Origin of the sequence: Rhizobium sp. TRM96647 (assembly GCF_025780115.1) — a bacterium.
Classification (GTDB): Bacteria; Pseudomonadota; Alphaproteobacteria; order Rhizobiales; family Rhizobiaceae; genus Mycoplana.
Genome location: NZ_JAOXHF010000003.1, coordinates 93235 through 119445, shown reverse-complemented (window position 1 = coordinate 119445; position 26211 = coordinate 93235). Strand labels below are relative to the sequence as shown.

Sequence of the window (26211 nt, the reverse complement as noted above, 5' to 3'; positions counted from 1 at the left end):
CTATTCACTTGATTCAATACGGAATATTTCTGGAAGTTCTACAGGCTGAGTTTCTCTGATGCGTGCGTTGCCGAGCATGCCGCCGTGTCACGGAGGGTGCGCGGGAACATTACTTCCGAGATGTGGCCGGCTCCGAAAGGATGCGCACCGACGTATACCCGGCTGGCCTGCCGGCGGGCGCCGCGTCACCCCTGAGGACTGCCTATTTGCGCAGCGCATCGACCAGTTGCTGCATGTCGGCCGGCATCGGCGCCTCGAACGCCATCACCTCACAGGTGCGCGGATGCTCGAAGGCGAGCAGATGGGCGTGCAGCGCCTGGCGGTGGAACGCGTTGACCACCGCGCGGGCGTGCTCGGGCAGGAGATTGGCCTTGGTGCGGAAGGCCGCGCCATATTCGGGGTCGCCGATCAGGGGATGGCCGATATGGGCCATGTGCACGCGGATCTGATGGGTCCGCCCGGTTTCCAGCTGGCATTCGACCAGCGAGGCGAGGCAGGTCGCGTCCGGTTTCTCGCCGTAGCGCTCGACCACCTCGTAATGCGTGATCGCCTCGCGGGCATCGTCGCTCTCCTCGCGCTTCACCGCCCGCTTGGTGCGGTCGCCGGCGCGGCCGAGCGGGGCGTCGATCGTGCCGCGCAGTTGCCGCGGGCGACCCCAGACGACGGCCTGGTAGGCGCGTTCCAGCGGGCCGCTGCGGCCATGGTCGGCAAACTGGGCGGAGAGATGCCGGTGGGCGGTGTCGTTCTTGGCGGCGACCATGACGCCGCTCGTCTCCTTGTCGAGGCGGTGGACGATGCCGGGGCGCTTCACCCCGCCGATCCCCGAAAGGCTCGTGCCGCAATGGTGGATCAGGGCGTTGACGAGCGTGCCCGTCCAATTGCCGGCACCCGGATGGACGACGAGGCCGGCCGGCTTGAGGATGACGATCAGGTCCTCGTCCTCGTGCAGGACCTCGAGCGGGATGTCCTCGCCCTTCGGTTCCGGGTCCTCCGGCTGCGGCAGTTCGATGACGATTTCGTCGCCGGGATGCACCTTCTTCTTCGGCTCGGTGACGGCCGTGCCGTTGAGGCTGACGGCGCCCTGCTCGATCAGTGCCTTGATGCGGCTGCGCGAATGTTCGCCGTCCAGCGCGTCCGCCAGCCAGGCATCCAGCCGGCCCTCCGCGTCCTCGCCGGCGGTCAGGACTTTCCTTGTGTCGTCTGCTTGTTTAAAGGGGGCGCTCATTCAAAGATTGTCCTGACTGTCGGAGACGCTACCGCCCATGTCGAAATTCGATGCAGATGAACTGGAAGACAAGCCGCTCGACCCCGCGATGGAGAACGTCCGGCGCAAGATGGTTCGCCTGCAGCTCGTCTCCGGTGGCATCATGCTCGTCATGTTCATGGCGGTGCTTGCGGCCATTGTCTATAAGGTGACGCGGACGGATGGCAAGCCCGAAAGCACGCTGTCGGCCGGCCTTCCGGTCCCGAGCGATGCGCCGCTCACCGGCGCGGTGACGCTGCCGGACGGCTTTGCCGTCTCCTCCGTCTCGCAGTCCGGCGGCCAGATCCTGTTCTACGGCGTGCTCGCCGACGGTGCGCGCAAGGCGATCCTGTTCGATATCGCGGCCGGCCGCATCGTGGCCGACATCGACGTCAACGGCCGCTGACAGCCCGATGGCCGGCGCGCCGATCCGGATTGCCGATGCCGACGACCCGCGGATCGCCACGTTCCGTGCGATCCGGGAGCGCGACCTGGTGGGACGGGAAGGGCGCTTCGTCGCCGAGGGAACGGTGGTGCTGCGGATGCTGGCGGCCTCGCATGCGGCGGGCGGGCGATTTCGGGCGGAGGCCGTGCTGGTCCTGGAAAACCGTCTTGCGGGCATAGCCGCCGTTCTCGACAGCCTTCCCGCGGACGTTCCCGTGCATGTGGCCGACCGGGCGGTGTTCAACGCCATCGCGGGCTTTGACATGCACCGGGGCGTCGTCGCGATCGGGCGGCGCGAGGCGGCGCCGGCCGCCGGCACGCTGATCGCCTCGCTGCCTGCGGACAGTCTCGTATTGGCCGCCTGCGGCATCTCCAACCACGACAACATGGGCTCGCTCTTCCGCAATGCGGCAGCCTTCGGCGTGGATGCGATCCTGCTCGACGAGACCTGCTGCGATCCGCTCTACCGCAAGGCGATCCGGGTCTCGGTCGGCGCCGTCCTCAGCGTTCCCTTCACACGGGAGGGAGGCGCGCAGACCATGCTGGAAGCGCTGGCCGACGCGGGTTTCGAGATCTGGGCACTGTCGCCGCGGGGCGAGGCTCCGATCGGCAGCATCGTTCCGGCCGGGCGGCTGGCGCTGGTAGCGGGCACCGAAGGCGAGGGCCTGCCGGCGACGATCCTGTCACGGTTCCACACCGCGCGCATACCGCAGAAGTCGGGGCTCGACAGCCTCAACGTCGCCACCGCAAGCGGCGTGGCGCTCTACCAGATGGCGCTCGCCAAGGGGCGGATCGGCTGATCTGTTGGGACGGTGCCGCAGCGGCGCCGGCACATTCTCATTCCTGCGGCGGCAACAGGTCCTTGGCGCGCTGAGCGAGGCTGAGCCGGCGGGGATCGGAGGCGGGAGGCGCCTGGTCCAGCAGGCTGCGGATCGGCGAGGCGACACCCTCGCGGGCATCGGTCAGAACGATCATCCTTGCGGCGACGTCCGCCATTTCCTCGCGCAGTGCCGCATCCGTTTCCGGGGTGGGCACATCCGACAGGCGCTGCGTGATCGCAGCGCTCCGGTCGCGCACGTCCGCCTCGATCGCATGAATGTCTATGTCGCGCGCGGCCGGTGCCGGCGCATGGCCGTTGGCGTGTGCGAGCAGCGGCGTCTCGGGCGGGGAGGCCAGCAGCGGCATCATCTCGGCCGTCTGGCCGTTCTGCGCGGGCGTCGGCGTGCCGGTGGGGGCGCCCTTCGCCTTTTCGCGCGACCGGGCGATCCCGGCGAGGCGACGCTCGAGCGCTTCAGGCTTGCCGGCGTTCTGGTCCTGCCCGCGCGCAAGCTCCTGTTCCAACTGACGGGTGCGGTCCTCCTCGTATGCAAGCCGCTGCGTCGTTTCCTTGAGGGTCGCCTGCGCGGCCTGCAGACCGGCGAGCAGCTTCTCGCGCTCGCGGCGCAGGGTCTGGACGTGGCTGTTCAGGTTCTCGATTTCGGTCTCGCGCGCCGCCAGCGAAATCATGCCGTCGTTGAGATCGGACTGGATCAGGTCGCGATTGGCGTTGAGGATCTCGATCTCCCGCTTCTTGTGCAGGATCTCCCGTTCGGCGGCGTCCAGTTGCGCCTTGAGCCGAAGATGCTTCTCGTCGTCATGGCGCATGGCCGAGCGCAGGTCGCCGGCGTTGACGTTCATCTCGTCGATCTGTGTCCTGAGGTCGGCATTGTCGGAGGCAAGGCGGCCGATGTCCTGCCTGAGCGCCTCGTTCTGCACCGCGAGCTTCGTGCCCTTCTCGCGCTCGCGCACCAGGGTCTGCGACATGCGCGCGTTCTCGGCGGCAAAAGCGGCGCGCGCCATGTCGGTCTGCGCGCGCACCTCCTGCGGGCTGAGCGGCGTGGTCGCCTTCATGCGGTTTTCCGTATAGGCGACGATGCGACGCTGGATCGCAGGCGCGACGATCAGCCCGACGAGCGTGGCCGCAAGAAAGCCGAGGGCGAATAGCAGCGCATATTCAATCACGACGACGCCTGTCCCGTTCTTCCGTCATCCCCATCATCCTGCGTCACTATAGCCGACGAGGCCCCGTTGCACAGGGGGCTCGCACAAATTCGCGGTAGCGCGCAGGCGGCGTGCCGATGGTGCGCCTTGTCCGCTCAGAACGGATTCCAGGTGGGGTTGCGGGTGAGCTTGAGATAGCCGGCATTGATGCCGAGGCGCGCGCCGACGCCGGTCCGGATCGGCACGATCACCATGTTCTGCTCGGTCAGCACCGTCATGCCGACGCCGGCCACCACATAGGCCGCGCCGGAAACGCCGGCAAAGCGGGTGTAGAGGGCGTTCACGTCGGGCAGGTTGTAGACGAGCATCATCGTGCGGCTGCCCTGGCCGCCCCAGTCGAGGCCGAGCGACGGGCCCTGCCAGAAGACGGCATGGCTGCCGGCGTTCTTGGTGTTCATCTCGCCTTCGCCATAGGTCAGGCCGGCGACGAAGGCGCCGGAGCCTTCCTGGCCGAGGATGTAGCCGTTCGGCAGGCCGTAGGATTCGAAGGCCCGCTCCACCACCTTGGCGAGGCCGCCGGTGGTCGAGCCGAAGAAGCCGTGGCCGGCATCGACGATCTCCTGGGCCGAATAGGTGGAGCCGCCGGCCGGCTGGGCCGCATAGGAGAGCGCAGGATGGGCGAGAACGAGGCCGCCGAATGCACCGCGCAGGACCGTCCTCCTGGTCAAATTCGAAACACGCATGTCTCTTCCCTCGTCATGGTTCGGGACGCTGTCATGGATTTCAATTTGACCGGATCGTGTTAACAATCGGTTTACCAAATGTGGTGTCTTTATGGCTGACTTCTAATTCAAACTGCTCCGCGCAACCTACGCGTGCTAAGTGGCAATTGAAAACATGCGCGCCCTGCCGGTCGCAAACGGGCTGCCGGCGGTTGCGGTCCTTGGAGAACTTTATGACGAAGAATCCGAACCTCACCCTGAGCGGCCCCGACCTTGCGGCGCTTCTCTGCAGCCGGGTCTGCCACGATGTCATTTCCCCGGTCGGTGCGATCAATAACGGGCTGGAACTGCTGGACGAGGGGGGCGCCGACGAGGACGCGATGGACCTGATCCGCACCAGCGCGCAGAACGCTTCGGTCAGGCTGAAATTCGCCCGGCTCGCCTTCGGCGCCTCGGGCTCGGTGGGAGCCTCGATCGACACGGGCGAGGCCGAGAAGGCCGCCCGCGATTTCGCCGCAGCCGAAAAGAAGACCGAGGTCACCTGGTCGGGACCGCGGGCAATCGTCGCCAAGAACCGCGTGAAGCTGCTGCTTAACCTCTTTCTCGTCGCCTATGGCGCGATCCCGCGCGGCGGCTCGGTCGACGTCACGCTGGAGCGCCCGGACCTCGACGCGGAGTTCCGTCTGACGGCGAAGGGCCGCATGCTGCGCGTGCCGCCGAAGTTCACCGAGATGCTCTCCGGCCAGCTCGAAGAGGCCGTCGATGCCCACTCCATCCAGCCCTACTACACGGTGCTGCTCGCCGACGAAGCGGGGATGAAGCTCGACGTGATCGCCTCGCCGGAGGAAATCACCTTCGTCGCCAGGATGGCCGCCGCCTGAGCAAATGCGAGACGGGAGCCGCCGGCCGGTAACCATTTATTTGCCAGGTAAGGCTACACTTGCTTCATAATCGGCCGTTCGTGTGAGCGGGGAACTGGAGCAGGTCATGCGTCGCATCATGATTGCGGATGGCTCGGATGTCGTCCGCAAGGTCGGAAAGAGGATCCTCTCGGGCCTCGACTATCTCGTGCTCGAAGCCTCCAACTCGCTCGAAGCCCTCGTCCGCTGCGAGGCCGACCTTCCCAACGTCGTGATCGTGGATTCGACGATGGACGGCGCACTCGAACTCATCGGCAACATCCGCATGCTGCCCAAGGGCGACACCGTCCGCATCTTCTATTGCGTGGTCGAGGCCGACCTCAGGAAGATGATGATGGGCAAGCGGGCAGGGGCGGACGACTTCCTGCTGAAGCCCTTCGACCGCAAGATCCTCACCAGCGTGTTTGCCAATCTCTCGATCGCCGCCTGACGCGTCGACGCACGCCTGGCGGAGGCCTTTCGAATCCACGACGCGGCAGCCCCTCGCTGTCGCGTTTTTCGTCTGTGCCGCTTCTCATAGCTCCACAATCGCAGGCAAAGAAAAACCCGCCGGCGAGGGCGGGTTCGTCGATGGGGCGGTGGAAGACGACTGTGTCAGGCGATTTCGGCGTATTCGCCGCCATCGGGCTCGCGCAGCACGTAGCCGCGGCCCCAGACCGTCTCGATGTAGTTGGCGCCGCCGGCGGCGTTCGCAAGCTTCTTGCGCAGCTTGCAGATGAAGACGTCGATGATCTTCAGTTCCGGTTCGTCCATGCCGCCGTAGAGGTGGTTGAGGAACATTTCCTTCGTCAGCGTCGTGCCCTTGCGCAGCGAGAGCAGCTCGAGCATCTGGTATTCCTTGCCGGTCAGGTGCACCCGCTGGCCGCCGACCTCGACGGTCTTGGCATCCAGGTTGACGATCAGCTCGCCGGTGGTGATGACCGATTGCGCATGGCCCTTGGAGCGGCGGACGATGGCGTGGATGCGGGCCACGAGCTCGTCCTTGTGGAAGGGCTTGGTCATGTAGTCGTCTGCGCCGAAGCCGAGGCCGCGCACCTTGTCCTCGATGCCGGCCATGCCGGAGAGGATCAGGATCGGCGTCTTCACCTTGGCCAGGCGCAGCGTGCGCAGCACTTCATAGCCCGACATGTCCGGAAGGTTCAGGTCGAGCAGGATGATGTCGTAGTCGTAGAGCTTGCCGAGATCGACACCCTCTTCGCCCAGATCAGTCGTATAGACATTGAAACTTTCGGATTTGAGCATCAACTCGATGCTCTGCGCCGTGGCGCTGTCGTCTTCAATGAGTAGTACGCGCATTTCCGTCCCCTTTTCCGCCGCTCAAGGTATCCTGGCCCCTCTACGCGATACGGATCCAGTCGTTGCCTGATTTGGAGGCTGCCACCGAATGGTTAACAAATTCTGATTCACTCTGGCAAGATGGATCGAAGTTGTTAAATAATTTTAGCAGCTCCCTGAATTCATATGGAAATTTCAAAGCGCGCTCCTCACGTTCATTGTGAGGAAATCGCGCTAAGCGACTCTTTCGACTCGTGATTACAAGGCCTACGGCATTTTGGGTTTTGCATTTACCGACCCTTAAATCATGACGCCTATGATTAACGATGCCCGTAAACGAAAGGTTACCAGCGGTAGGAATTCGTTAATATCGCAGAAATTTTTTCGAGAAGGCCGGTTCGTTCGGCCGGTTCGGGGCGAAAATGTCGGCCTGCTTCGCGGATCAGTATCACGCGAAGCATGCCTTTAGCTTGTGTGGTCGGGCGTCGCGCATGTCGTGTGCCGCCCGCCTGATGCCGGGGTCTCGCTATCCACGGGAGTATTGCGTATGAAGTCACGTGAGAGCCTTGTTCGCCTGAAGGAATTTCAGGTGAAGGAAAAGAGGCGGCAGCTGAGCCAGTTACAGATGATGATGTCCGAATTCGAACGGATGTCGAAGGAACTGGAAAGCCAGATCGCCATCGAAGAAAAGAAGTCGGGCATCTCCGACCCCAACCATTTTGCCTATCCGACCTTCGCCAAGGCCGCGCGGCAGCGTGCCGACAACCTTCTGGTCTCCATTCGCGAGCTGAAGGTGCAGCAGGACGCAGCCGAGCTCACCCTGGAGGAGGCCGAGGCCGAATTCGCCAAAGCCGCCGCCCTGGAAGAGCGCGACAACGCGATCCGCATCCGCGCCTGACGGGCGTCGGGAGCAAGGGCGCCGAAGCACAGGATGGACGCCGATGCGCCTCGGGCGCCGGCGATGCCGCTTGCAGGAAGAGCCCTCATGACCGCGATAACCGGCCGGTCATGAGGGCTCTTCTTTTGCGTATACGCCCTGGAATGCGCGCGGTCAGACGTTGACGACGTCGTTCCAGTCCGGGTGTCGCAGGGACTGGGCGCGCATGAACGGGCAGAGCGGATTGATCTTCCAGCCGCCGGCCCGCGCCTGCTCCACGGCGTGAAGGGCGAGCGCCTGGCCGACCCCGCGTCCCCGCAGCGCGTCGGGAACGGCGGTGTGGTCGACGATGACGAGATGCGGCGAGGCGCGGGAATAGGTCATCTCCGACTGGTGGCCGTCGACGGTGACGGAGTAGCGCCCGTGCGAGCCGTTCTCTTCGCCCTGAATGTCCATGTCTGCGATCTCCGTTCCTTCTTCGACCGTGCCTGCGATCCGGCCGGATGGAGAAGGACATAGGGTTTGTCCGCCGCCGCTCAAAGCCTTTCGTGCGAAAAAACTGTTGGAGCGCCGTGCCTCATCCGGGGGCATCCGCCGGCGGAGGCTGTGCGGACGAACGGGCGATGCTATGGATGCGTGAACCGAAACGAGGCAACGCATGGCTGCACTGGTCGTTCCCGCACTCCTTGTCCTTTCCGCCCTGTCGCTCGGATTCGGCATGGTCCTGCCGCTCGTGCTGTTCGAGAAGCTCTATTTCTTCACCGAGGCGCCCTCGCTGCTCGGCATCATCGCCTCGCTCTGGCTGCAGGAGAACCGGATGCTGGCCGTGCTCGTCGGCCTGCTATCGGTGGTCTTCCCGGTGGTCAAGCTGATCGGGGTCGCCTTCGAGGCGACGACGCCGCCGGGGAACGCGGTGCGCGACCGGCTGCTCGCCCGCCTGCTGCCGCTTCTCTCGCGCTGGTCGATGATGGATGTCGTGCTGGTGGCGCTGGTGATCTTCTCGGCCAAGACCAGCGGCATGGCCGCGGCCTTCACGCAGCCGGGGCTCTGGTTCTACACAGGCTCGGCGATACTGACGGGGATCCTGCAGATGCGGCTGCGGCCGCATTGAGTGCGGCCGCCGGGTAATTTCGTTGCCGGTGAGGGCGGATCAGTGTCTGTACTGCTGGATGCGCGTGGTGCGCAGGCCGGCGAGGCCGTGGTCGTTGATCGAGGACTGCCAGGACAGGAATTCCTCGACCGTCAGCGTATAGCGCTCGCAGGCTTCCTCGAGGCTGAGCAGGCCCCCGCGGACAGCGGCGACGACTTCAGCCTTCCGGCGGATCACCCAGCGCCGCGTGTTCGCAGGCGGCAGGTCGGCGATCGTCAAAGGGCTGCCATCGGGGCCGATGACATACTTTACGCGGGGTCGTATCAATTCGGTCATAGGACTCTCTACTACACACAAGACCATATGGGCCGACTGTAGTTCGCCACATTTAAAATTTGCCTAAGCACATTGTAACAATTTGCTAAGAATTGGAGGGGTTACGGTGCGTAACTGCTTCGGACGCAGGCTCGGGACGGGCCCGCGTCGCAGCCGCCGGCATCCGGATTCGGGCCGCCATGAGAATTGACCATTTTCATTTTTCCATCGCTTCTGGTAGACCCCGCACAAGTCAGGGGTGGTATCCGTTCGATCAACCGCAGAGCTCCTGCAATATGCATGCGTCGTGTCGATCCGTGTTTTCGTCCCCGGGGAATGCACAATCTTCCATGCATATCACCGATACCGCGCACGCATCGGCGCAAGCCGGGCAGCGGTCGAGACGGCTTTGTGACCGCGGCGGCAATTGGAAGCACGAGATGAGACAGCCTGACGAGGTAACAACATTTCCGCACTGGTCGCCCGCCTTCCTCGCAGGGGCGCGGCTGGAGGAGGTCAGGACCGAATACGAGGTCCTGCAGCTCCTGCGGCGCTGCGCCAGCCATTTCGGGTTCGGCCATTTCCTGGTGGCGCGCCTGCCCGTCGGCGATCGCCGGCAGTTTTCGGAGCGCCTCGTGATCAGCAGCTGGCCGACCGACCTGGTGCGCGGCTATGACGATCTCGACATCTATCACGAGAGCCGGCTGGCGACCGAGGTGGCGCAGACCAAGCGTCCCTTTCTCGGCGACGGCTCGCTGCTGGCGCCAAAGGATCCGGGCCCGGCGGCGGACGCCGCAGCCGCGCTCGCCGAGCGGCACGAGCTTGCCGTGTCGCTGGCGTTCCTGCTGCACACCACGGCCGGCGAGCCCTTCGCCATGGTCTTTTCCGGCAGCGAGCCGCCGCGCGGCGGGGACGAGCTGGCGCAGCTCTACTTTGCCGCCGTGCAACTGTTCGCCTGCCTGGAGCAGACGTTCGTCCGCCATCCTGTCGTGAAGGACAAGCTGTCGGGCCGCGAGATCGAATGTCTGCGCTGGGCGGCCGCGGGCAAGAGCAGCGACGAGATCGCCATCATCCTCGGCATCTCCGCCTACACCGTCTCGAGCTACTTCAAGTCGGCGGCAAAGAAGCTGGGCGCGGTCAACCGGATGCAGGCGATCGCTTCGGCGATGCGGATGAAGCTGATCTGATCTGGCGTGATCCGTGGCGGCGGCGGCCAGTCGCGCTGACGCGCCGCTGCAGGGGCCGCATCACTCAGTCGCGGCGTGCCGGGCCGGCCGAAATCGAGCCTTCTCTTGCCCCCGGCGGCGCAAGTTTCTATATGTCGCGGCAAGTGCCCGCAGGCGGGCAGGGAAGGCCGCAAGCGATCGCTACATTCAGCATCCCGGCACGACCCCTTGGACAATTCCGGATGGACAGCGTGAACAGTCTCGATTTCGACAGGAAGCCAGAAGATACGCGCGTCGTCGTCGCCATGTCGGGCGGGGTGGATTCGTCCGTCGTCGCCGGCCTGCTCAAGCGCGAGGGCTACGACGTTCTCGGCATCACGCTGCAGCTCTACGACCACGGCGCGGCCGTTCACCGCGCCGGCTCGTGCTGCGCCGGCCAGGACATCGACGATGCGCGCCGCGTCTGCGAGACGCTCGGCATTCCCCACTACGTGCTCGACTACGAGAAGCGGTTCCGCGAGACGGTGATCAATCCGTTTGCCGAGAGCTATATCGCCGGCGAGACGCCGATCCCCTGCGTCGCCTGCAATCAGACAGTCAAGTTCGCCGATCTGCTTGCGACCGCGCGGGAGCTCGGCGCCGATGCACTGGCGACCGGCCACTATATCCGTTCGCGGCCGAACCCTGCGCCGGACGATCCGGCGCGCCGTGCGCTCTACCGCCCCGTGGATGCCGAGCGCGACCAGAGCTATTTCCTCTTCGCCACCACCCAGGAGCAGATCGATTACCTGCGCTTCCCGCTCGGGCACCTGTCCAAGGCGGAGACGCGCGCGCTCGCCGAGGAAATGGGCCTCGTCGTCGCCAAGAAGGCCGACAGCCAGGACATCTGCTTTGTGCCGCAGGGCAAGTATTCCGACATCGTCGCCAAGCTGAAGCCGAACGCGGCGCTTTCCGGCGACATCGTCCATATCGACGGGCGCGTGCTCGGCCGGCACGAGGGCATCCTGCACTATACGATCGGCCAGCGGCGCGGCATCGGCATTGCGACCGGCGAGCCGCTCTACGTCGTCTATCTCGACGCGCGCTCGCGCCGGGTGATCGTCGGCCCGAAGGAGGCGCTGGACACACGTCGGCTCTATCTGCGCGACGTCAACTGGATCGGCGACGGCGAACTCATGGCCGTCGCAGCCGGGGGCTTCTCCTGCTTTGCCAAGGTGCGCTCGACCCGCCCGCCGCGCCCTGCGGTGCTGCACCGCGACGAAGAGGGCCTCTATGTGGAGCTGGAGAAGGGCGAGGCCGGCGTCGCCCCCGGCCAGGCCTGCGTGCTCTATTCGGGCGAGGGCGAGGACGCGCGCGTCTACGGCGGCGGCTTCATCGCCCGTTCGGAGCGTGAATCGTCTGCGGAAGCCGCGTTGAAGCGCATCCTGTCCAGCCCCGTCGCGGCCTGAGGCAGCCAATTCACAAGCCGTTGCACGGTCGCGCACTTTTGCCGGAAACGACGCTTGACACTTTGGGGACAGGCACCCTATAAGCCGCCCGTCCCGAACGGAAAACACAAGCAAAGTTTCCCGTTTCGCCCGGCGGCGGAGTAGCTCAGTAGGTTAGAGCAGAGGAATCATAATCCTTGTGTCGGGGGTTCGAATCCCTCCTCCGCTACCATATTCCCCCCCAACCTTGTTAGGAGTTGGGGGAGGCGGCCAGAACGGATCTCCGCTGCAATTTGTCTTCTTGTCCGGCCCGGAGACATAGGCAACGGAACGTACCTGAGACATAGGTGACAACCTCGTGCCGAACGGGTTGTCAACGGTCTGCAGGGTTCTCTGCTCAAGGTCGATAATCCCAGATCACAATGATGAAGCTTGCGCGCCAAATGTGGTCGTCGCTCGTCCTTGGTCACGTTGAGGCGCTCAGCTCGCTGCCGCCAGCGGGAGGTCGACCATGTCACCCAGGTGCCCGGTACAGCGCCACCTGTCTTGCAGGGGCCGGCCGCCGGTTGCTGGCTTGTTGTCGAGGAATCCGGCGTTTACGCCAGAAGAAAAATCTGCGTTGTCGCCGATCGTGGGATGAAATTTCCCAAATTGTGATCGTTATCGAGGATGCTTAGATTTTTCTTTCGTCTGTTTGCGGTTTTCCGTTGAACCTGACCCGGGAAAATAGTATATAAATATTGTGGATTATCGAGGCGCAACCGAAAGGGGCGGACGGATGGACTATTCCGGTTTGATGCCCCGTGCGGGCCGATCGTGTTGTTGTGCGTTGCTTTGTACCGGGTTCCGTTTCTAGCCGCCTTCGAGGGCGGTTTCCGCAAAGCATTTTTGAAGAGCAACGTCATGAGCAAGCAAGTCATCGAATATGCGGGCGTGCCCGTCGGCATCGCGATCCCGGAAGAGGGCGCGCTGCGTTTCGTCGCCGTCAAGTTCCATGTCTTCGACCTGGACCAGCGCCGGTTCGCGACTCTCGGCCAGCTCCAGGGTGCGGTCCATACGCACATGTCCTCCACCGAACGGCTGGCGGCCTGAGGAGAGCAGGTCCGCTTCGCGTCATTCGATCGGTGCTTGTTCCATGGCGTGCGATCTGAGGATGATTTTTCCGGCCTCGCTCCTTCAAGGCGAAGGACGGGTGCTTGCCAGATAAAGAAAAGCCGCGGCCGGGATGAACCGGGCGCGGCTTTCGTTTTCTCATGATCGCGGTCGGTGCGATGCCTTAGAGAATGAAGTCCCCGGCCTTCAGGTTCACCAGACTGTCAAGGTGAAGCACGAAGTCAGCCTTGCCGTCGCCATTGACGTCGCCATAGACGTAGGTGTCCTTCTTTTCCTTGACATAACGCAGTTCGCCGGCGGTCTTGGAGAACTTGTCGGTGCCGACGAAGTCGAACGCCTGGTTGCCCTTCTTGCCGGTGTTGGCGTCGATGCCGGAAAAATCGATATGATCCTTCTCCTTGCGCGAGAAGTCGAAGATCGTGTCGGTCTTGCCTTTCGACTTGGACAGTTCCGAGACGGACTTGAACACGAAGGTGTCGGCTCCCTTGCCGCCGTAGAGGTCGTCCGCTCCCTTTCCGCCGGTCAGCACGTCCTTGCCGGCGCCGCCGATCAGAACGTTGGCCTTGCCGTCACCGGTCAGCTTGTCGGCATAACGCGAGCCGGTCAGGTTCTCGATCGAGACGTAGACGTCGCCCTTCGCGTCGCCCTTGTTGCTCGAAGCCTTGGCGAGGCTGGCGGTGATGCCCTTCGTCGCATCCTGATAGGAAGCCGTGTCCTTGCCCACACCGCCGTCCAGCCGGTCGCCTCCCTTGCCGCCGATCAGGATGTCGTTGCCCGCCCCGCCCCTCAGGTGGTCGTTGCCGGCATAACCGTAAATCGTCGTCTTGGTGCTCCCTCCGGTAAGAGCGTCGGCACCCGACGTGCCTTTGAGGACGGCTTGATCCGAAACGGCCGACAGGACGAATTTTCCTGTCGTCGTGGAATATTGCCCGGCGACGTCGAGATAGACCGTGCCGCTGCTCGTGGCCTTGAACTCGATGGTGGCCTTGCTATCGAAATCGTAGGCGATGCGATTGCCGTTCGCGTCACGAAGGTTCAGGAGAATTCCTTCCGCGCCGGCGCTTCCGGTGCCGCTGGCGGAAAACTGATAGGTGACGCCGGACTTGACGGAAAAGGCGTACCAGTCGCTGTCGCGCTCGACGTCGATCTGGCCTGTGAGACTCGTTCCGACAGCGAGGCTGCGATTGGTGCCGGCATTGTTGACGACCGTATCGAAGCCATTGTTCGACACCACGTAGCCTCCGATATCCGAACTGTCCGTGACCGAGACGAAATAGGTGCCGCTATTCTTTGGGGTGAAGGTGACCAGCCCGACCGGGTAGGAGTAGTTTGTCTCTCCCGCGATGACGTTTCCGTTGGAATCGCGAAGGTGGATGTCGCCGTCCGGCAATTTCGACGCGCCCGTTCCGGCCACCTTGAAGGCATAGCTGATGCCTGCCTGCAATGTGACCTTGAACCAGTCGGCGTCGCCCCTCACGTCAATGCTGCTGGTGATCGTCTTGCCTTGCCCGAGAACGGCGGTGGTGGCTGTGTTGCGCAGGATGGTGTCGTTTCCAAGCCAGGTCAGCTTGTAGTTTCCGGTGTCGACCGTGTCGGTGACCTCTACGAAGTAGGTGCCCGACTGGCTGGCGGCGTGCGCGATCGATGTGCTGCTGTTGCTGTAATTGGTGTTGGAGACGACCCTGGTGCCATTGGCATCGCGCAGATGGATATCGGGGTCCGGCAAGGACGTCGTCGTCCCGTCGCCGCTGACGGCAAAGCCGTAGTCGAGGCCGGCCTTCAGGCTCACCTTGAACCAGTCGGAATCACCCGACACGTCGATGGCGCTGCTGACGGTCCTCCCCTGCGAAAGCGTCGCGGTGGTAGAAATGTCGCGCCGTATCGTATCGTTTCCAAGCCAGGTGAGGACATATTTTCCGAGGTCGACGGTGTCGGTGACGCCGACATAGAAGGTGCCGCCGGTGGCTGTGGGGTAATTGAGGATCGTGCTGCTGTTGCTGTAGTTGGTGCTGCCTGCGATCCTGTTGCCGTTGGCGTCGTAGAGATAGAGGTCTGGGTCCGGCAGGGAGGTGCCGGATCCATCGCCGGATACACGGAAGCCGTAACTGAGGCCTGCCGAGAACGTGGCGCGATACCAATCGCTGTCTCCGGAGGTGGTCAGTTCACCATTGACGATCTGCCCTTGTGCAATGGTAGCGGTCGTCGTGGTGTTTCCGGGAATTGATGACATGAATGGAACTCCTTGAATCTTGACGTAAAATACCGTTCGGTGAATATTCGACGCCTTCCGCAGACGCAAGTCGTCGTGGCGTGCTGGCGGCTGCTTTTGCAGCACACGGGCGGGCGCATTCCCCGGGCAAAATGCACATCTGTGGATTGCCGGGATTGTGCAACTTTTGATTTTCGCTTGGAGGCGGACGCAGAAAAGCCGCGGCCGGGATGAACCGGGCGCGGCTTTCGTTTCTCATGCTCACGGGTGGTGCGATGACCCGGGCGTCAGGGTTGGCAAGGGCCGGGTGGCAGCCCTGCAGCTATGCCGTCAGACCGACCTGTTACCCCTGGGCGACCGTCTGGCGCTGGAGGCCGAGGCCTGCGATGGTGACTTCCATGCGGTCGCCGGGCTTCAGGTAGCGCGGCGGCTTCATGCCCATGCCGACGCCCGGCGGTGTGCCGGTGGTGATCACGTCGCCGGGCTCGAGGATCATGAACTGCGAGATGTAGTGGACGAGGAAGGGCACCTTGTAGACCATCGTCGCGGTGGAACCGTCCTGGACCGTCTCGCCGTTGATGCTGAGCTTCATGGAAAGGTCGGCGGTATCGACCTCGTCGGCGGTGACGAGCCAGGGGCCGATCGGGCCGAAGGTCGGGCAGCCCTTGCCCTTCATCCACTGGCCGCTGCGCTCGGTCTGGTAGGCGCGCTCGGAGATGTCGTTGCAGATGCAGTAGCCGGCAACGTAGTCGAGCGCCTCGGCCTCCGAGACGTAGGAGGCGCGCTCGCCGATGACGATCGCGAGTTCGACTTCCCAGTCGGTCTTCTCCGAACCGCGGGGGATGAGGATCGTGTCGTCGGGACCGACGACGCAGGACGGGGCCTTGTTGAACAGCACCGGCTCCGGCGGGACGGCCATGCCGCTTTCGGCGGCGTGGTCGGCATAGTTCAGGCCGACGGCGATGAAGTTGCCGACGCGGCCGACGCAGGCGCCGAAGCGTTCGCCTGCGGGAGCGAGCGGGAGGCTCGTCGGGTCCAGCGACCGCAGCCGCTTCAGGCTTTCGCGGCCGAGCACCTCGCCGGCGATGTCGGGGACGACGGCCGAGAGATCGCGCACCTTGCCCTCGGCGTCGACAAGACCCGGCTTCTCCGCTCCCGGCTTTCCATAGCGAACGAGTTTCATGCGGCAACCTCCATCAGATGCGGCGCCGCTCTACGAAGGGCGCACGGTTCGAATTCTGTTGCGCTCCAACTTCCATGAGTCTTACAAGGTGTCAACGATTTTCGAAAATCGGTGCCATTTGGCAAAAAATGAAGGACGACGCGGATGGCCGCAGACAGGCCGGCAGACAGGCCGACGGGAAAGACCCTTGCCGGCGAAGCCTATGAGCGCATCCGCGGGGCGATCCAGGACGGCCTGTTGCGCCCCGGCGACAGGATGCGCTTTTCTGACCTGCAGGCCCTGTGCACGATGAGCGTGACGCCAGTGCGCGAGGCGCTGGCGCGACTGACGGCAGAAGGGTTCACGGTGCTGGACGATCACCGCGGCTTCAGCGTCGCGCCGCTGTCCTTGGCCGAACTGCGCGACATCACCGCCAATCGCAAGCTCTGCGAGGGCGAGGCGCTGCGGCTGTCGATCGAGAGGGGGGACGGCCAGTGGGAGGCGCGCCTCGTTGCCGCGCATCACCTGCTGGCGCGGGTGCCACAGGGACGCGACGACATGCCCTCGGTCATCCGCGACGACTGGGACGAGCGCCATGCCGCCTTCCACCGGGCGCTGATCTCCGCCTGCGGTTCGCCGATCCTGCTCGACACCTGCCTGCGCCTCTTCGGCCATGCCGGCCGGTACCGGCGCGTGTCGGTCAGCCTGTCGGGCCGGCGACGCGACGCGGATGCCGAGCACAGGCAGTTGATGGACCTTGCGCTCGCGCGCGACGGGGCAGGGGCGGTCGCCGCCCTGCATGCGCACTACCAGGGCACGGCCGACGCTCTGGAGGCCTTCTTCGACGGCAGGAACGTCTGAGAAGACCAGCCACACCGATATCGACCGATTGCGCGGGACCGGCTGCCGGCGCCGTCGCGACCGTGCCGGAACGAAAATGCCCCGGCAACCGTATGGTTCCGGGGCATTCTGGTTTGGCGGCCTTGCGCCTTCTTACTGCGTGGCTGCGACCTTGCGGCCGGGGGCCGGCGTCGGCACGGGCGTCTCGATCGCCGAACCGCCGCCGATCGCCACGTTGAGCGAGACGTAGTCGTTGGCCAGCGAGCGAATGGACGAGGCCAGCGTCAGGCGGCTGTTTGCGACGTTGCGCTCGGCGTCGAGGACGTCGAGGATCGTGCTGGCGCCGCCGCGATAGCTTTCACGCGCGAGCGACAGAGCCTCCTCGTTCGAGGCCACGAGCCTGCGAAGTGCTGCAACGGTCTGGTAGTCGCGGATGAGCGCGGTCTGCGCGTTCTCCACCTCTTCCACCGCGTTCAGCACGGTCTGCTTCCAGGCGAAATACTGCTGCTTGGCGACCGAATCGGCGATATCGACCTGCGCGCGCAGGGCGCCGCCGTTGAAGATCGGCACGGTCAGCGTCGGGCCGAATGACCATGAGGTGACGTTGCCCGTGATCGCGCTGATCGTGCGCGCGGCGCCGATGGTGCCGTCGAGCGTCAGGCTCGGATAGAGCTGCGATTCGGCGACGCCGATCTGGGCCGTGGCTGCGGCCAGGTTCCGTTCGGCCGCGCGGATGTCCGGGCGGTTGCGGATGAGGTCGGCGGGAACGCCGACGCGGGTCGAATGGCGGGGCGTCGGCTGCGGGCCGGCCTTGATGAGCTGCGGCGTGATCGTCGCCGCCGGCACGCCGAGCAGCGTCGCCGCGCGGTTGGCGGACTGGTAGAAGCCCGTCTCCAGCGGCGGGATTTCCGCCAGCGTCTGGTTGACGAGGCCCTCGGCCTGCACGACGTCGAGGCTGGAGGCGGCACCCGCGGCGCGGATGTCCTGTGTCAGCTTCAGCGTTTCCCGGCGCGACTGCAGGTTCAGCCGGTTCAGCGCCAGCGCCTCCTGGAAGAAGCGGGCGCTGATATAGGTGGTCGTCAGCTCGTTGAGATAGGCGAGCCGGGCGACGTTGACGTTGTCGTAGGCGGCATCGAGCGAGGCGTTGGCGGATTCGCGCGCCCGGCGGTACTGTCCGAAGAAGTCGAGCAGCCAGGAGGCGCCGGCGCTGCCGGCCAGGTCCTTCGACTGCGTATGCCATACGCCGGACTGCCTCTGGAGCAGCGAACCGTCCTGTCCCGATGCGGTGGCGTTGCCGCCGGCATTGATCTGCGGCAGCCCGCCGGCGCCGGCGAGGATCACGTTCGCCTGCGCCTCGGAGATGCGCTCCAGCGATTGCAGGACGTCGAGGTTTTCGTTCATCCCGCGGGAAACAAGCTCATTGAGGCGCTTGTCGCGGAAGTTTTCCCACCATGGATCCAGCGTGGTGTCGCCTGCCGATTTCCCGGCGGCTTCCGAAAACTTGCCCGGCAGGGCGGTGTCGGGCGCCTGGTAGTCCGGCCCCACGACGCATCCGCTGAGCAGCAACATCGTCAGCGGCAGTAGGGATTTTACAATCTTCATGTTTTTCCCCGAACCGCTCAACACCGCGGCTCACAATCTCGAGTCCAATTGGCGATTCGCGCATCATCCACGTGTTATGGTTAACGCGCTTTCAACGGGGCGACGCCATGGCCGGCTCCGCCCAGAATCATCGAGCACAACATAACTACGCAAAAAACCTTGCCAATGGGTTTTCGTCCGTCGTTCATCCGGAATCGCGAGTAATTCACGCCATATGTTGCGTTTTGGTCCCGGTTTCGGTGTCACAGATACGCCTTAGGATCGATTTGCAACTGTGGCGAATACGTCTTTTGCGTGAAAATTTTGCGGCTTCCGGATGGTGGTTCCGCCCAGAAAAAGAGCGAATGCCCAAAAAATGTGGAATGCAAGCTCATTTCTCTGTCGTGCTGCATGTGCGAAGAATTTTCCGCCAAACCAATTATCATATGATTTCGGCGCAAAAATTTCCCAAAAAACGTGGGGTCGAGTTGACAAGGCGAGTTGTATCGCCTATCTCATCGAACGTAGCCGAGGGGCTATCCCTATAGAGCTGTCCAACCTCTCCACACCGCCACCATGGCGTGTGGCCCAACCAAGGGAGTGTGAATATGCATCGCAATGCCAACACCGCTTCCGCTGGTGATGTTTTCTCCTGTCGCGGAACGAAATTCGGAATGAAACTTTCGGCCCTCCGCCGAATGTAACGTTCTCTACTTCGAACGATACGCAAGAAAGATATTCGCTGTGCTTGCGCATGGCAGGAGTTACTATGGAAAAGCAAGTTATCGAGATCGGCGGGGAAGCCGTCGGGGTCGTCGTTCCGGACCAGGATAGGTTGAAGTTCGTCGCCGTCAAGTATCATGTGTGGGATCTGGATTCGAAGCGGTTCAATTCCGCAGACGAAGTTCGTGACGCGATCCGCAAGCTGATGAGCGATCCGGCCGCCGCCGGCCCTCGCACCACCGGCGGCCTCACCGCCGCCTGACACTTTCCCCAAAGCTTCGATCTGGCGTGGACATCGCCAGCGTCGTCCCTACATCCGTCCTATCGACCGCCGCCCTTTCGGAATAGGGTGGCGTTCTCCTTCAACAGACCTGACGGATGGATACCTGCCATGCCACATCCTGCCTTCACACCCTCGAATGTCGCCGTCGTCACCGGTGCCGCCTCCGGCATCGGGCTGGCGGCGGCGAAACGGTTTGCCGGGCTCGGCATGCGTGTCGTGCTCGCCGACCTCGGCGGGCCGCGCCTCGATGCGGCAACCGCCATCGTCGCCCGCGATGCTGCAGGCGGGGAGAAGGACGTGCTGGCGGTCGCTGCGGATGTTTCCGATCCCGCCTCGGTGGAGGGGTTGCAGGAGACCGCGCGGGCACGCTTCGGCCGGGTTCACGTGCTGATGAACAATGCCGGCGTCCAGCCCGGCAGCACGATTATGGGGCCGCGCGAGAATTGGGAAAAGGTGCTGGGCGTCAATCTGTGGGGCGTGATCAACGGCTGCCAGGCGTTCGTGCCGGGCATGCTGGAGCACGGCGATGCCGCGGTCGTCATCAACACCGGCTCCAAGCAGGGGATCACGACCCCGCCCGGCGATCCCGCCTACAACGTTTCCAAGGCCGGCGTGAAGGTCTTTACCGAGGCGCTCCAGCACGACCTGCGGAACCGTGACGGATGCAAGGTCAGCGCCCACCTCTTCATTCCCGGCTTCGTCTTTTCAGGGATGACGTCGAACGGCAGGACCGAGAAGCCCGAAGGCGCCTGGACGCCCGAACAGACGCTCGAGTTCATGATGGAGAGCCTGGCCCGCGGCGATTTCTACATCCTCTGCCCGGACAACGAGGTGGCCCGGTCGACCGACGAGAAACGCATCCTCTGGGCGGCCGGCGATATCGTCGAGAACCGGCCGCCGCTGTCGCGCTGGCATCCGGAATTCGGCCCGGCCTTCAAGGCCTGGATCGAGAAGAAGTGACGAGGACGCGATCTTCGTTCGCAAATGGTGAACGGTGCTGTCACCGGCATCGGGCTGTCGCGGCGGCGTGAAACCTGATTGTCTGTGGCTGAACGGAGGACGGCCATGACCAGCGGCATACACCATATCACCGCGATCACGCGAAAGATCCAGGCGAACGTCGATTTCTACGTCGGCTTCCTCGGGCTGCGGCTCGTCAAGCGGACGGCCGGCTTCGAGGATGCGGACCAGTTGCATCTCATCTATGGCGGCGGCACCGGGGCGCCCGGCACGCTCCTGACGTTTCTCTCCTGGGAGGACGGATCGCCCGGCCGCGTCGGCACGGGGCAGGCGGCGGAGATCGCGCTCTCGATCGCGCCCGAATCGATCGGCTTCTGGCTGACGCGGGCGCTGACGTACAATATCCAGACGACCGGACCGGCGCAGGAGTTCGGCGAGCCGGTGCTGCGGTTGAAGGATCCGGACGGCATCATCGTCAAGCTCGTCGGCGAGGCGGGCGTTCAGCCGGTCGATCCCTGGCTGGCGTCCGGCATTGCCGCGGCGGATGCGATCCTGCGCATCCGCGGTGCCACGATCTTCAGCGAGAAGCCGGAGGACACGGCGGCGTTTCTCACCCGCCACTTCGGCTTCCGGTCGGTCGCGGCTGCCAACGGCATCCGCCGGCTGGCAAGCGATGTCGCCGACATCCTCGACATTCGCGATGCCGCCGGCTTCTGGACCTCGGCGCCCGGCACCGGCACGATCGACCATATCGCCCTGCGGGCGCTCGACCGGGACACGGTCGAGCGCGCCGGGACCGTGCTGCAGGCCGAAGGCGCCGGCGACATCAACATGCATGACCGCACCTATTTCTATTCGCTCTATGTGCGCGAACCCGGTGGGGCGCTGATCGAATATGCCTCGGACGGGCCGGGCATGTTCGTCGACGAGCCGCCGGAGACACTCGGCACCAGACTGTTCGTGCCCGCGCATCTCCATGCCGATCCGGCCGACGTCCGGGCACGGCTGCCCCAGTTTTCCCTTCCAGGAGAAGAAAGAATGACCGAACGGGACCTGCCTTTCATCCATCGCGTCCACCGCCCCGAGAAGGGGGACGGCAGCACGCTGGTGCTGCTGCACGGCACCGGCGGCAACGAAACCACGCTGCTTCCCTTCGGCGCGCGCGTCGCGCCCAATGCAACGCTCGTCAGCCTGCGCGGACGCAGCAACGACGAGGGGTATCCGCGATTCTTCCGGCGGCTGACCATGACGACGTTCGACCAGGCGGAGATCGCTTCCGAGGCCGAAGCGCTGGTCGCCTTCATCGCCGAGGCGAACGCGGCCTACGGGCTCGATCCGGCCCGCACCGTCTTCCTGGGCTACTCCAACGGCGCCAACATGCTGGGGGCGATCATGCAGTTGCATCCCGGCGTCATCCGCAACGCGGTGCTGCTGCGGGGCATGAACGCACTGGAAGCGCCGCAGGATGCGGATCTGACCGGAACGAACGTGCTGATGGTGACGGGGCAGTCCGACCCTTACGGCCCGCATGCCCAGGAGATCGAGAAACGCCTTTCAGAGGCCGGCGCCAGCGTCGAGAACCGCGTCCTGCCCGCTGGACACGATATCGGCCTGCCCGACGTCGAACTGGCACGGGCGTTCATGGAGAAGGTGACGAAATAGCCTCAGGGCTGCCAACGGGCCTGTGAATGAAAACACCCTCTTTCCCCACCGGGAAGAGGGTGTTTCCGTTCGAGATCAGGCGGCCGTTCGCCGGCCGGGCCGCCGGCCTTAACTCCGGGCCTCCCGCACGAAGGCTGCGAAACCCTCGACGAAGCTGCGAAGGCGCTTTTCGGTCGCCTCGTCGATGATCTTTCCGTGCTCGTCGAAGACCGATCCGGCCCTGGACACCATCAGCTTGGTCCCGAACCAGGGGCGGGTGCCGAGCGTGCGCATGATCGGCAGCCAGGCTTCCTGGGACAGAAGTGTCCCGAAATTGCCGGGCGAGGCGCCGGTAATGGCGAAAGGCTTGCCGGCAAAGATGCGGGGGATGTCGGCCGAGGGGCGCGTCATCCAGTCGAGCGCGTTCTTGAACACGCCGGGGATGGCGTTGTTGTATTCGGGCGTGAACAGCATGACCCCGTCCGCCTCCGCCACCAGTTCCTTCAGCACCGTCGCGGCGGCCGGCACGCCGTGCGCCGTCTCCTCGTCGCCGTCATAGAGCGGGATGCCGCGGATCGTGCCTTCGACGATCGTGACCCCCTCGGGCGCCATCGCGATCGCGGCGCGCATCAGGGCGGTGTTGTAGGACGCCTTGCGCAGGCTGCCTGAAATCGCCACGAGCTTGGTCATCATTGTCTCTCCTCACATAGGGGCCGGGCCGCTTTCCGCGGATGAATCATCACCCGGCGATCAAACGAAAACCCCGGCAGGAAGGCAATGTTCCTGCCGGGGTTTTCCATGTCCGGTGCCGCGGTCGCCCTGGTCCTGCCTAGGCGATGACGAGCGGCTTCAGGCGGGCCTCGATCTGCTCGCGGCGCGGCTCGAGAAAGGGCGGCAGCGAGAGGCTTTCGCCGAGCGTCTCCAGCGGCTCGTCGACGGCGAATCCCGGCCCGTCGGTGGCGAGTTCGAACAGCACGCCGTTCGGCTCGCGGAAATAGAGCGAGCGGAAGTAGTATCGCTCGACCTCGCCGCTGGAGGGCACGCGGAAGCCGCGAACCCGCTCGGTCCAGGCATGCAGCGCCTCGATATCGGGAACGCGGAAGGCGACGTGGTGGACGGCGCCCGCGCCCTGATGGGCCGCCGGCAGGTCGGGTTCGACGGCGACGTGCAGTTCGGCCGCCGGTCCGCCTTCGCCCATCGAGAAGACGTGGACGTCGCCGGTGCCATCCGGCGAGGCATAGGTCGACGTCTGCCTCATGTTCATCACCTGCACGAGCACGGTCTCGGTGTTGCGGATATCCGGCACGCTGATCGTGATCGGGCCGAGACCCTTGATCTGATGCTCGGCGGGAACCGGGCTGCGGCCCCAGGGGTGCGAGGGCGCGCCGCTGTCGTCCACGGTGAGGCGGAAGCGCTGACCCTCCTGGTCCTCGAAGTCGAGCGTCTGGCGGCCGGCGACGTCGCGGATCTCGCCGGACTTCACCTTCAGTTCGTCGAACCACGCCTTCCACCAGCGCAGGCTTTCAGCGCTGCCGACGCGCAGGCCGGTGCGGCTGATGCTATGAGTGCCGCGGCGCTCGCGCCCGACAGGCCAGTCGAAGAAGGTCAGGTCGGTGCCCGGCGAGGCAAGGCCGTCGGCATAGAAGAGATGGTAGGCGCTGGTGTCGTCCTGGTTGACGGTCTTCTTCACCAGGCGCAGGCCGAGCGTCTGCGTATAGAAGTGCAGGTTCTCGGACGCGTTCGCGGTGATTGCGGTCAGGTGGTGGATGCCGGTCAGTTGCATGGTCATGGGGTGCTCCTGCCATTGGGGAAGGCCGCTCTCTCAAGGCGCGGCGGTGAGCCCAATATCGCCCCGACCGGCGTTTCCTTGAAGTGGACGGACGGAGAACGCTCCGTTCTCTATTGCTGAACGCAGCCGGTCTGCGATCTCGGGCGCGCCGGCGCCGGCCGTGGTAAATCTTCCGTTGCCATGCGTCGTTTTTGTGCATCGCAAAATCGGAGGGCACAGCTTTGCCGTGAAAATAGGCGCGGGCTTCTGCAATCTGCGCGGCAGGGCCCGGTTTTGATGGCCGGACGGCGCCTGATCGCCTTTGGCACGAATCCTGCTTTCCCTATGGCAGGTCCAGAGGGGACCGCCGAAGAGAAGCGTCCTAGAAGACTGCTCCGGGAATGCCGTCGTCCAGCGCAGAGAGAGCCAGAAAGGCTCCCGCCCTGGCGGCGGCATTTTTGTTTCCGCCGCCACCACCGGCCATAATCTGTCAGTGAAGCCCCCGACGGGACAGGATCAATCGTCGTGGCTGCCGGCCAGGACCAGCCTGACGTTGTTCTGGTCGAGCATGCGGCGGATGTCGGACGGTGGTTCCTCGTCGGTCACCAGCATGTCGTAGGTATCGGGCGGGGCGATGGTGATCGGGGCCGAACGGCCGAACTTCTGCGCATCGGCGACGATGATCCGGTTCTGCGCCTGGCGCGCGGCAATGCGGGAGACGTCGGCCTCCTGCATGTCCTGCAGCATGAAGCCGGAGCGGGCGTTGATCGCGGTGACCGACAGGATGGCATGCTGCAGGTTGAAGCGCTCGATATAGCCCAGCGCCTCGACGCCGAAGGTGCCGGCATCGTGGGCGCGCAGTTCGCCGCCGGCGAAATAGACCCGGTTGTTGTTGCGGGTGGCGAGCGTATGGGCGACGGAGAGCGAATTGGTCACGATGAAGAGATCGTGGTGCTTCTGCAGGGCGACGGCGATGAAGGCCGTCGTCGAGCCGATGTCGAGGAACAGGCTGTCGCCGTTCTTGACCATCGTCGCGACCTTCGCCGCGATCAGGCGCTTCGGCTCGGGGTTCACGTTCATGCGGAAGTGCAGCGGTTGCTCGGTTGCGCTGTCGGTGATGTGCACGCCGCCATGCACCTTGGTCACCAGGCCGTTTGCCTCGAGCGTGCGGATGTTGCGGCGGATGGTTTCTTCGGACACGCCCAGGCGGTCGGCCAGAAACTGGATGCGGCTGGAGCCGCCGGCAAGGCGCAGTTCGTCCAGGATCTCGCGCTCGCGATGATTGGAAAGGGTCGGGGTGGCGGGCGTCGTGTCCATGCTCTTCCTTGTGCCGGCATGCCGACGGAGGCCATGCCTGACGCGGATCCGGTGAACCATCATAAATGTGAATGTCGCCGGTTATCCGTATTTCGGGCAGAAAACCCAAAGAAACCACGCAGCATTGGCATCATGGATCATATTTTACGACAAAAAGCCATGACGATGTTCGTTTTTGTGGAAAATTCTTGACAGTTTTCCGCGAGTGCGGGAACTTCTGCGGAAAAGACAGGCGTGCCGAAGGGGCGCCGGGGAACGATGGCAGATGGACCCAGCCGCGCAGGAGACGATCCGCTCGTTGCCGTTTTGGAACGGGCAGCCCGAAATTGCCGTTCTCAAGGGCGGCATCACCAATACGAACTACAAGGTCGTCGACGGCGGCCGCGCCTATGTCGTCCGGCTCGGCGACGATATCCCGGTCCATCAGATCAGCCGGCAGAACGAGGTCTCCGCCAGCCGGGCGGCGCATGCGGCGGGCGTTTCTCCCGCAGTCATCCATCACCAGCCCGGCGTCCTCGTGCTCGACTATGTGCCCGGCAGGACGCTCCATCCCGAGGACATCCGCTCGCAGGCCTGTCTGGAGCGCATCGTCCCATTGCTGCGACGGTGCCATCGCGAGACCGGGCGCCACTATCGCGGGCCGGCGATGATCTTCTGGGCCTTCCACGTCATCGAGGACTATGCCGCAACGCTTGCCGGCGCTTCCAGCCCGCATGCCGCGAGGCTGGAGGAACTGCTGGCGATGTCCCGCCTGCTGGAAGCGAGCGCCGGGCCCTATGACATCGTCTTCGGCCACAACGACCTTTTGGCGTCGAACGTCCTCGACGACGGCGAGAGGCTGTGGCTGATCGACTGGGACTATGCCGGCTACAACACGCCGCTGTTCGACCTCGGCGGCCTCGCCTCCAACAACGACCTTGGCGAAGAGCAGGAGAAGTGGCTGCTGGAGACCTATTTCGAGCAGCCGCTCACCGACGGCCTCTGGCGACGCTACCAGGCGATGAAGTGCGCGTCGCTGCTGCGCGAGACGCTGTGGAGCATGGTGTCGGAGCTGCACTCGACCATCGATTTTGATTATACCACCTATAGCATGGACAACCTCGACCGGTTCTTCCGGGCGTTCGCGTTCTTCATGAAGGCAAGACCGTAGGGGAG

At 64.3% G+C, this 26211-nt stretch carries 26 protein-coding genes and 1 tRNA gene; 15 read left to right on the top strand and 12 right to left on the bottom strand.

Annotation, left to right across the window (positions count from 1 at the left end):
* Window positions 1–202: 202 nt before the first annotated feature.
* Entirely contained in the window at window positions 203–1225 is a 1023-nt protein-coding gene (locus tag OCK02_RS06425; protein WP_263812312.1) for an RluA family pseudouridine synthase, read from the bottom strand.
* Window positions 1226–1262: 37 nt separating this feature from the next.
* On the opposite strand from OCK02_RS06425, the gene OCK02_RS06420 reads away from it, so the two are divergent.
* Together OCK02_RS06420 and OCK02_RS06415 are read left to right on the top strand one after the other, a co-directional pair.
* Entirely contained in the window at window positions 1263–1649 is a 387-nt protein-coding gene (locus tag OCK02_RS06420; protein WP_263812311.1) for a hypothetical protein, read from the top strand.
* 7 nt (window positions 1650–1656) lie between these two features.
* Window positions 1657–2487, top strand: coding sequence for a TrmH family RNA methyltransferase (locus tag OCK02_RS06415; RefSeq protein ID WP_263812310.1), 831 nt, complete (start codon window positions 1657–1659; stop codon window positions 2485–2487).
* A gap of 37 nt (window positions 2488–2524) precedes the next feature.
* Here the strand turns inward: OCK02_RS06415 and OCK02_RS06410 are convergent, their stop codons facing one another.
* Window positions 2525–3688 (bottom strand): hypothetical protein, encoded by a 1164-nt coding sequence (locus OCK02_RS06410; protein WP_263812309.1) that lies wholly within the window; start codon window positions 3686–3688, stop codon window positions 2525–2527.
* Window positions 3689–3822: 134 nt separating this feature from the next.
* Window positions 3823–4410 (bottom strand): DUF1134 domain-containing protein, encoded by a 588-nt coding sequence (locus tag OCK02_RS06405; RefSeq protein WP_263812308.1) that lies wholly within the window; start codon window positions 4408–4410, stop codon window positions 3823–3825.
* 212 nt (window positions 4411–4622) lie between these two features.
* Between OCK02_RS06405 and chpT the strand changes: the two genes are divergently transcribed.
* Together chpT and OCK02_RS06395 are read left to right on the top strand one after the other, a co-directional pair.
* Window positions 4623–5270 carry a histidine phosphotransferase ChpT gene (gene chpT, locus OCK02_RS06400; protein ID WP_230807000.1) on the top strand — a complete coding sequence of 216 codons (648 nt, stop codon included), beginning with the start codon at window positions 4623–4625 and terminating at the stop codon, window positions 5268–5270.
* A gap of 106 nt (window positions 5271–5376) precedes the next feature.
* Complete coding sequence (locus OCK02_RS06395) at window positions 5377–5739, top strand: response regulator (RefSeq protein ID WP_230807001.1); 363 nt, start codon at window positions 5377–5379, stop codon at window positions 5737–5739.
* A gap of 164 nt (window positions 5740–5903) precedes the next feature.
* Here the strand turns inward: OCK02_RS06395 and ctrA are convergent, their stop codons facing one another.
* Entirely contained in the window at window positions 5904–6605 is a 702-nt protein-coding gene (gene ctrA / locus OCK02_RS06390; protein ID WP_230807002.1) for a response regulator transcription factor CtrA, read from the bottom strand.
* A 526-nt stretch (window positions 6606–7131) separates the two neighbouring features.
* Here ctrA and OCK02_RS06385 point away from each other — a divergent pair.
* Window positions 7132–7482 (top strand): flagellar export protein FliJ, encoded by a 351-nt coding sequence (locus tag OCK02_RS06385; protein ID WP_230807003.1) that lies wholly within the window; start codon window positions 7132–7134, stop codon window positions 7480–7482.
* A gap of 153 nt (window positions 7483–7635) precedes the next feature.
* On the opposite strand, the gene OCK02_RS06380 is transcribed toward OCK02_RS06385, so the two are convergent.
* A complete protein-coding gene (locus OCK02_RS06380) occupies window positions 7636–7917 on the bottom strand; it encodes a GNAT family N-acetyltransferase (RefSeq protein WP_263812307.1) in 282 nt (93 codons plus the stop codon).
* A gap of 202 nt (window positions 7918–8119) precedes the next feature.
* Between OCK02_RS06380 and OCK02_RS06375 the strand changes: the two genes are divergently transcribed.
* Window positions 8120–8572 carry a paraquat-inducible protein A gene (locus tag OCK02_RS06375; protein ID WP_263812306.1) on the top strand — a complete coding sequence of 151 codons (453 nt, stop codon included), beginning with the start codon at window positions 8120–8122 and terminating at the stop codon, window positions 8570–8572.
* Between the two features lie 39 nt (window positions 8573–8611).
* On the opposite strand, the gene OCK02_RS06370 is transcribed toward OCK02_RS06375, so the two are convergent.
* Complete coding sequence (locus tag OCK02_RS06370) at window positions 8612–8887, bottom strand: DUF1153 domain-containing protein (RefSeq protein WP_007769470.1); 276 nt, start codon at window positions 8885–8887, stop codon at window positions 8612–8614.
* A 419-nt stretch (window positions 8888–9306) separates the two neighbouring features.
* Here OCK02_RS06370 and OCK02_RS06365 point away from each other — a divergent pair, with 419 nt between their 5' ends.
* The 4 genes from OCK02_RS06365 to OCK02_RS06350 all read left to right on the top strand — a co-directional run bounded on the left by OCK02_RS06365 (window position 9307) and on the right by OCK02_RS06350 (window position 12551).
* Window positions 9307–10053 (top strand): helix-turn-helix transcriptional regulator, encoded by a 747-nt coding sequence (locus tag OCK02_RS06365; protein ID WP_263812305.1) that lies wholly within the window; start codon window positions 9307–9309, stop codon window positions 10051–10053.
* Window positions 10054–10283: 230 nt separating this feature from the next.
* Window positions 10284–11480, top strand: coding sequence for a tRNA 2-thiouridine(34) synthase MnmA (gene mnmA, locus OCK02_RS06360; protein WP_263812304.1), 1197 nt, complete (start codon window positions 10284–10286; stop codon window positions 11478–11480).
* Between the two features lie 134 nt (window positions 11481–11614).
* Window positions 11615–11691: transfer RNA gene (locus OCK02_RS06355), tRNA-Met, on the top strand.
* Between the two features lie 671 nt (window positions 11692–12362).
* Complete coding sequence (locus OCK02_RS06350; RefSeq protein WP_230807009.1) at window positions 12363–12551, top strand: hypothetical protein; 189 nt, start codon at window positions 12363–12365, stop codon at window positions 12549–12551.
* A 184-nt stretch (window positions 12552–12735) separates the two neighbouring features.
* On the opposite strand, the gene OCK02_RS06345 is transcribed toward OCK02_RS06350, so the two are convergent.
* The gene (locus OCK02_RS06345) at window positions 12736–14802 is read right to left on the bottom strand and encodes a pre-peptidase C-terminal domain-containing protein (RefSeq protein ID WP_263812303.1); all 2067 of its coding nucleotides are present in this window, start codon (window positions 14800–14802) and stop codon (window positions 12736–12738) included.
* A 322-nt stretch (window positions 14803–15124) separates the two neighbouring features.
* Entirely contained in the window at window positions 15125–15964 is an 840-nt protein-coding gene (locus OCK02_RS06340) for a fumarylacetoacetate hydrolase family protein (protein WP_263812302.1), read from the bottom strand.
* Between the two features lie 144 nt (window positions 15965–16108).
* On the opposite strand from OCK02_RS06340, the gene OCK02_RS06335 reads away from it, so the two are divergent.
* A complete protein-coding gene (locus OCK02_RS06335; protein WP_263812301.1) occupies window positions 16109–16804 on the top strand; it encodes a GntR family transcriptional regulator in 696 nt (231 codons plus the stop codon).
* A gap of 132 nt (window positions 16805–16936) precedes the next feature.
* Here OCK02_RS06335 and OCK02_RS06330 read toward each other — a convergent pair whose 3' ends face one another.
* The gene (locus OCK02_RS06330; protein WP_230807013.1) at window positions 16937–18385 is read right to left on the bottom strand and encodes an efflux transporter outer membrane subunit; all 1449 of its coding nucleotides are present in this window, start codon (window positions 18383–18385) and stop codon (window positions 16937–16939) included.
* 748 nt (window positions 18386–19133) lie between these two features.
* On the opposite strand from OCK02_RS06330, the gene OCK02_RS06325 reads away from it, so the two are divergent.
* The 3 genes from OCK02_RS06325 to OCK02_RS06315 all read left to right on the top strand — a co-directional run bounded on the left by OCK02_RS06325 (window position 19134) and on the right by OCK02_RS06315 (window position 21992).
* Window positions 19134–19349 carry a hypothetical protein gene (locus OCK02_RS06325; RefSeq protein ID WP_230807014.1) on the top strand — a complete coding sequence of 72 codons (216 nt, stop codon included), beginning with the start codon at window positions 19134–19136 and terminating at the stop codon, window positions 19347–19349.
* A gap of 129 nt (window positions 19350–19478) precedes the next feature.
* Window positions 19479–20330, top strand: a complete 852-nt coding sequence (locus OCK02_RS06320; protein ID WP_263812300.1) for an SDR family NAD(P)-dependent oxidoreductase — start codon at window positions 19479–19481, stop codon at window positions 20328–20330.
* A 105-nt stretch (window positions 20331–20435) separates the two neighbouring features.
* Entirely contained in the window at window positions 20436–21992 is a 1557-nt protein-coding gene (locus OCK02_RS06315; protein WP_263812299.1) for a VOC family protein, read from the top strand.
* 108 nt (window positions 21993–22100) lie between these two features.
* On the opposite strand, the gene OCK02_RS06310 is transcribed toward OCK02_RS06315, so the two are convergent.
* The 3 genes from OCK02_RS06310 to OCK02_RS06300 all read right to left on the bottom strand — a co-directional run bounded on the left by OCK02_RS06310 (window position 22101) and on the right by OCK02_RS06300 (window position 25056).
* Window positions 22101–22661, bottom strand: a complete 561-nt coding sequence (locus OCK02_RS06310) for an NADPH-dependent FMN reductase (protein ID WP_263812665.1) — start codon at window positions 22659–22661, stop codon at window positions 22101–22103.
* Between the two features lie 139 nt (window positions 22662–22800).
* Window positions 22801–23760, bottom strand: a complete 960-nt coding sequence (locus tag OCK02_RS06305; RefSeq protein ID WP_263812298.1) for a ring-cleaving dioxygenase — start codon at window positions 23758–23760, stop codon at window positions 22801–22803.
* 495 nt (window positions 23761–24255) lie between these two features.
* A complete protein-coding gene (locus OCK02_RS06300) occupies window positions 24256–25056 on the bottom strand; it encodes a DeoR/GlpR family DNA-binding transcription regulator (RefSeq protein WP_263812297.1) in 801 nt (266 codons plus the stop codon).
* 265 nt (window positions 25057–25321) lie between these two features.
* Between OCK02_RS06300 and OCK02_RS06295 the strand changes: the two genes are divergently transcribed.
* Window positions 25322–26206, top strand: coding sequence for a phosphotransferase family protein (locus OCK02_RS06295; RefSeq protein ID WP_263812296.1), 885 nt, complete (start codon window positions 25322–25324; stop codon window positions 26204–26206).
* Window positions 26207–26211 lie beyond the last annotated feature (5 nt).

Coding starts and splice junctions, on each gene's coding strand:
- OCK02_RS06425 (WP_263812312.1), bottom strand. CDS start 1,225: ATGAGCGCCCCCTTTAAACAAGCAGACGACACAAGGAAAGTCCTGACC.
- OCK02_RS06420 (WP_263812311.1), top strand. CDS start 1,263: ATGTCGAAATTCGATGCAGATGAACTGGAAGACAAGCCGCTCGACCCC.
- OCK02_RS06415 (WP_263812310.1), top strand. CDS start 1,657: ATGGCCGGCGCGCCGATCCGGATTGCCGATGCCGACGACCCGCGGATC.
- OCK02_RS06405 (WP_263812308.1), bottom strand. CDS start 4,410: ATGCGTGTTTCGAATTTGACCAGGAGGACGGTCCTGCGCGGTGCATTC.
- chpT (WP_230807000.1), top strand. CDS start 4,623: ATGACGAAGAATCCGAACCTCACCCTGAGCGGCCCCGACCTTGCGGCG.
- OCK02_RS06395 (WP_230807001.1), top strand. CDS start 5,377: ATGCGTCGCATCATGATTGCGGATGGCTCGGATGTCGTCCGCAAGGTC.
- ctrA (WP_230807002.1), bottom strand. CDS start 6,605: ATGCGCGTACTACTCATTGAAGACGACAGCGCCACGGCGCAGAGCATC.
- OCK02_RS06385 (WP_230807003.1), top strand. CDS start 7,132: ATGAAGTCACGTGAGAGCCTTGTTCGCCTGAAGGAATTTCAGGTGAAG.
- OCK02_RS06380 (WP_263812307.1), bottom strand. CDS start 7,917: ATGGACATTCAGGGCGAAGAGAACGGCTCGCACGGGCGCTACTCCGTC.
- OCK02_RS06375 (WP_263812306.1), top strand. CDS start 8,120: ATGGCTGCACTGGTCGTTCCCGCACTCCTTGTCCTTTCCGCCCTGTCG.
- OCK02_RS06370 (WP_007769470.1), bottom strand. CDS start 8,887: ATGACCGAATTGATACGACCCCGCGTAAAGTATGTCATCGGCCCCGAT.
- OCK02_RS06365 (WP_263812305.1), top strand. CDS start 9,307: ATGAGACAGCCTGACGAGGTAACAACATTTCCGCACTGGTCGCCCGCC.
- OCK02_RS06350 (WP_230807009.1), top strand. CDS start 12,363: ATGAGCAAGCAAGTCATCGAATATGCGGGCGTGCCCGTCGGCATCGCG.
- OCK02_RS06345 (WP_263812303.1), bottom strand. CDS start 14,802: ATGTCATCAATTCCCGGAAACACCACGACGACCGCTACCATTGCACAA.
- OCK02_RS06340 (WP_263812302.1), bottom strand. CDS start 15,964: ATGAAACTCGTTCGCTATGGAAAGCCGGGAGCGGAGAAGCCGGGTCTT.
- OCK02_RS06335 (WP_263812301.1), top strand. CDS start 16,109: ATGGCCGCAGACAGGCCGGCAGACAGGCCGACGGGAAAGACCCTTGCC.
- OCK02_RS06330 (WP_230807013.1), bottom strand. CDS start 18,385: ATGAAGATTGTAAAATCCCTACTGCCGCTGACGATGTTGCTGCTCAGC.
- OCK02_RS06325 (WP_230807014.1), top strand. CDS start 19,134: ATGGAAAAGCAAGTTATCGAGATCGGCGGGGAAGCCGTCGGGGTCGTC.
- OCK02_RS06320 (WP_263812300.1), top strand. CDS start 19,479: ATGCCACATCCTGCCTTCACACCCTCGAATGTCGCCGTCGTCACCGGT.
- OCK02_RS06315 (WP_263812299.1), top strand. CDS start 20,436: ATGACCAGCGGCATACACCATATCACCGCGATCACGCGAAAGATCCAG.
- OCK02_RS06310 (WP_263812665.1), bottom strand. CDS start 22,661: ATGACCAAGCTCGTGGCGATTTCAGGCAGCCTGCGCAAGGCGTCCTAC.
- OCK02_RS06305 (WP_263812298.1), bottom strand. CDS start 23,760: ATGACCATGCAACTGACCGGCATCCACCACCTGACCGCAATCACCGCG.
- OCK02_RS06300 (WP_263812297.1), bottom strand. CDS start 25,056: ATGGACACGACGCCCGCCACCCCGACCCTTTCCAATCATCGCGAGCGC.
- OCK02_RS06295 (WP_263812296.1), top strand. CDS start 25,322: ATGGACCCAGCCGCGCAGGAGACGATCCGCTCGTTGCCGTTTTGGAAC.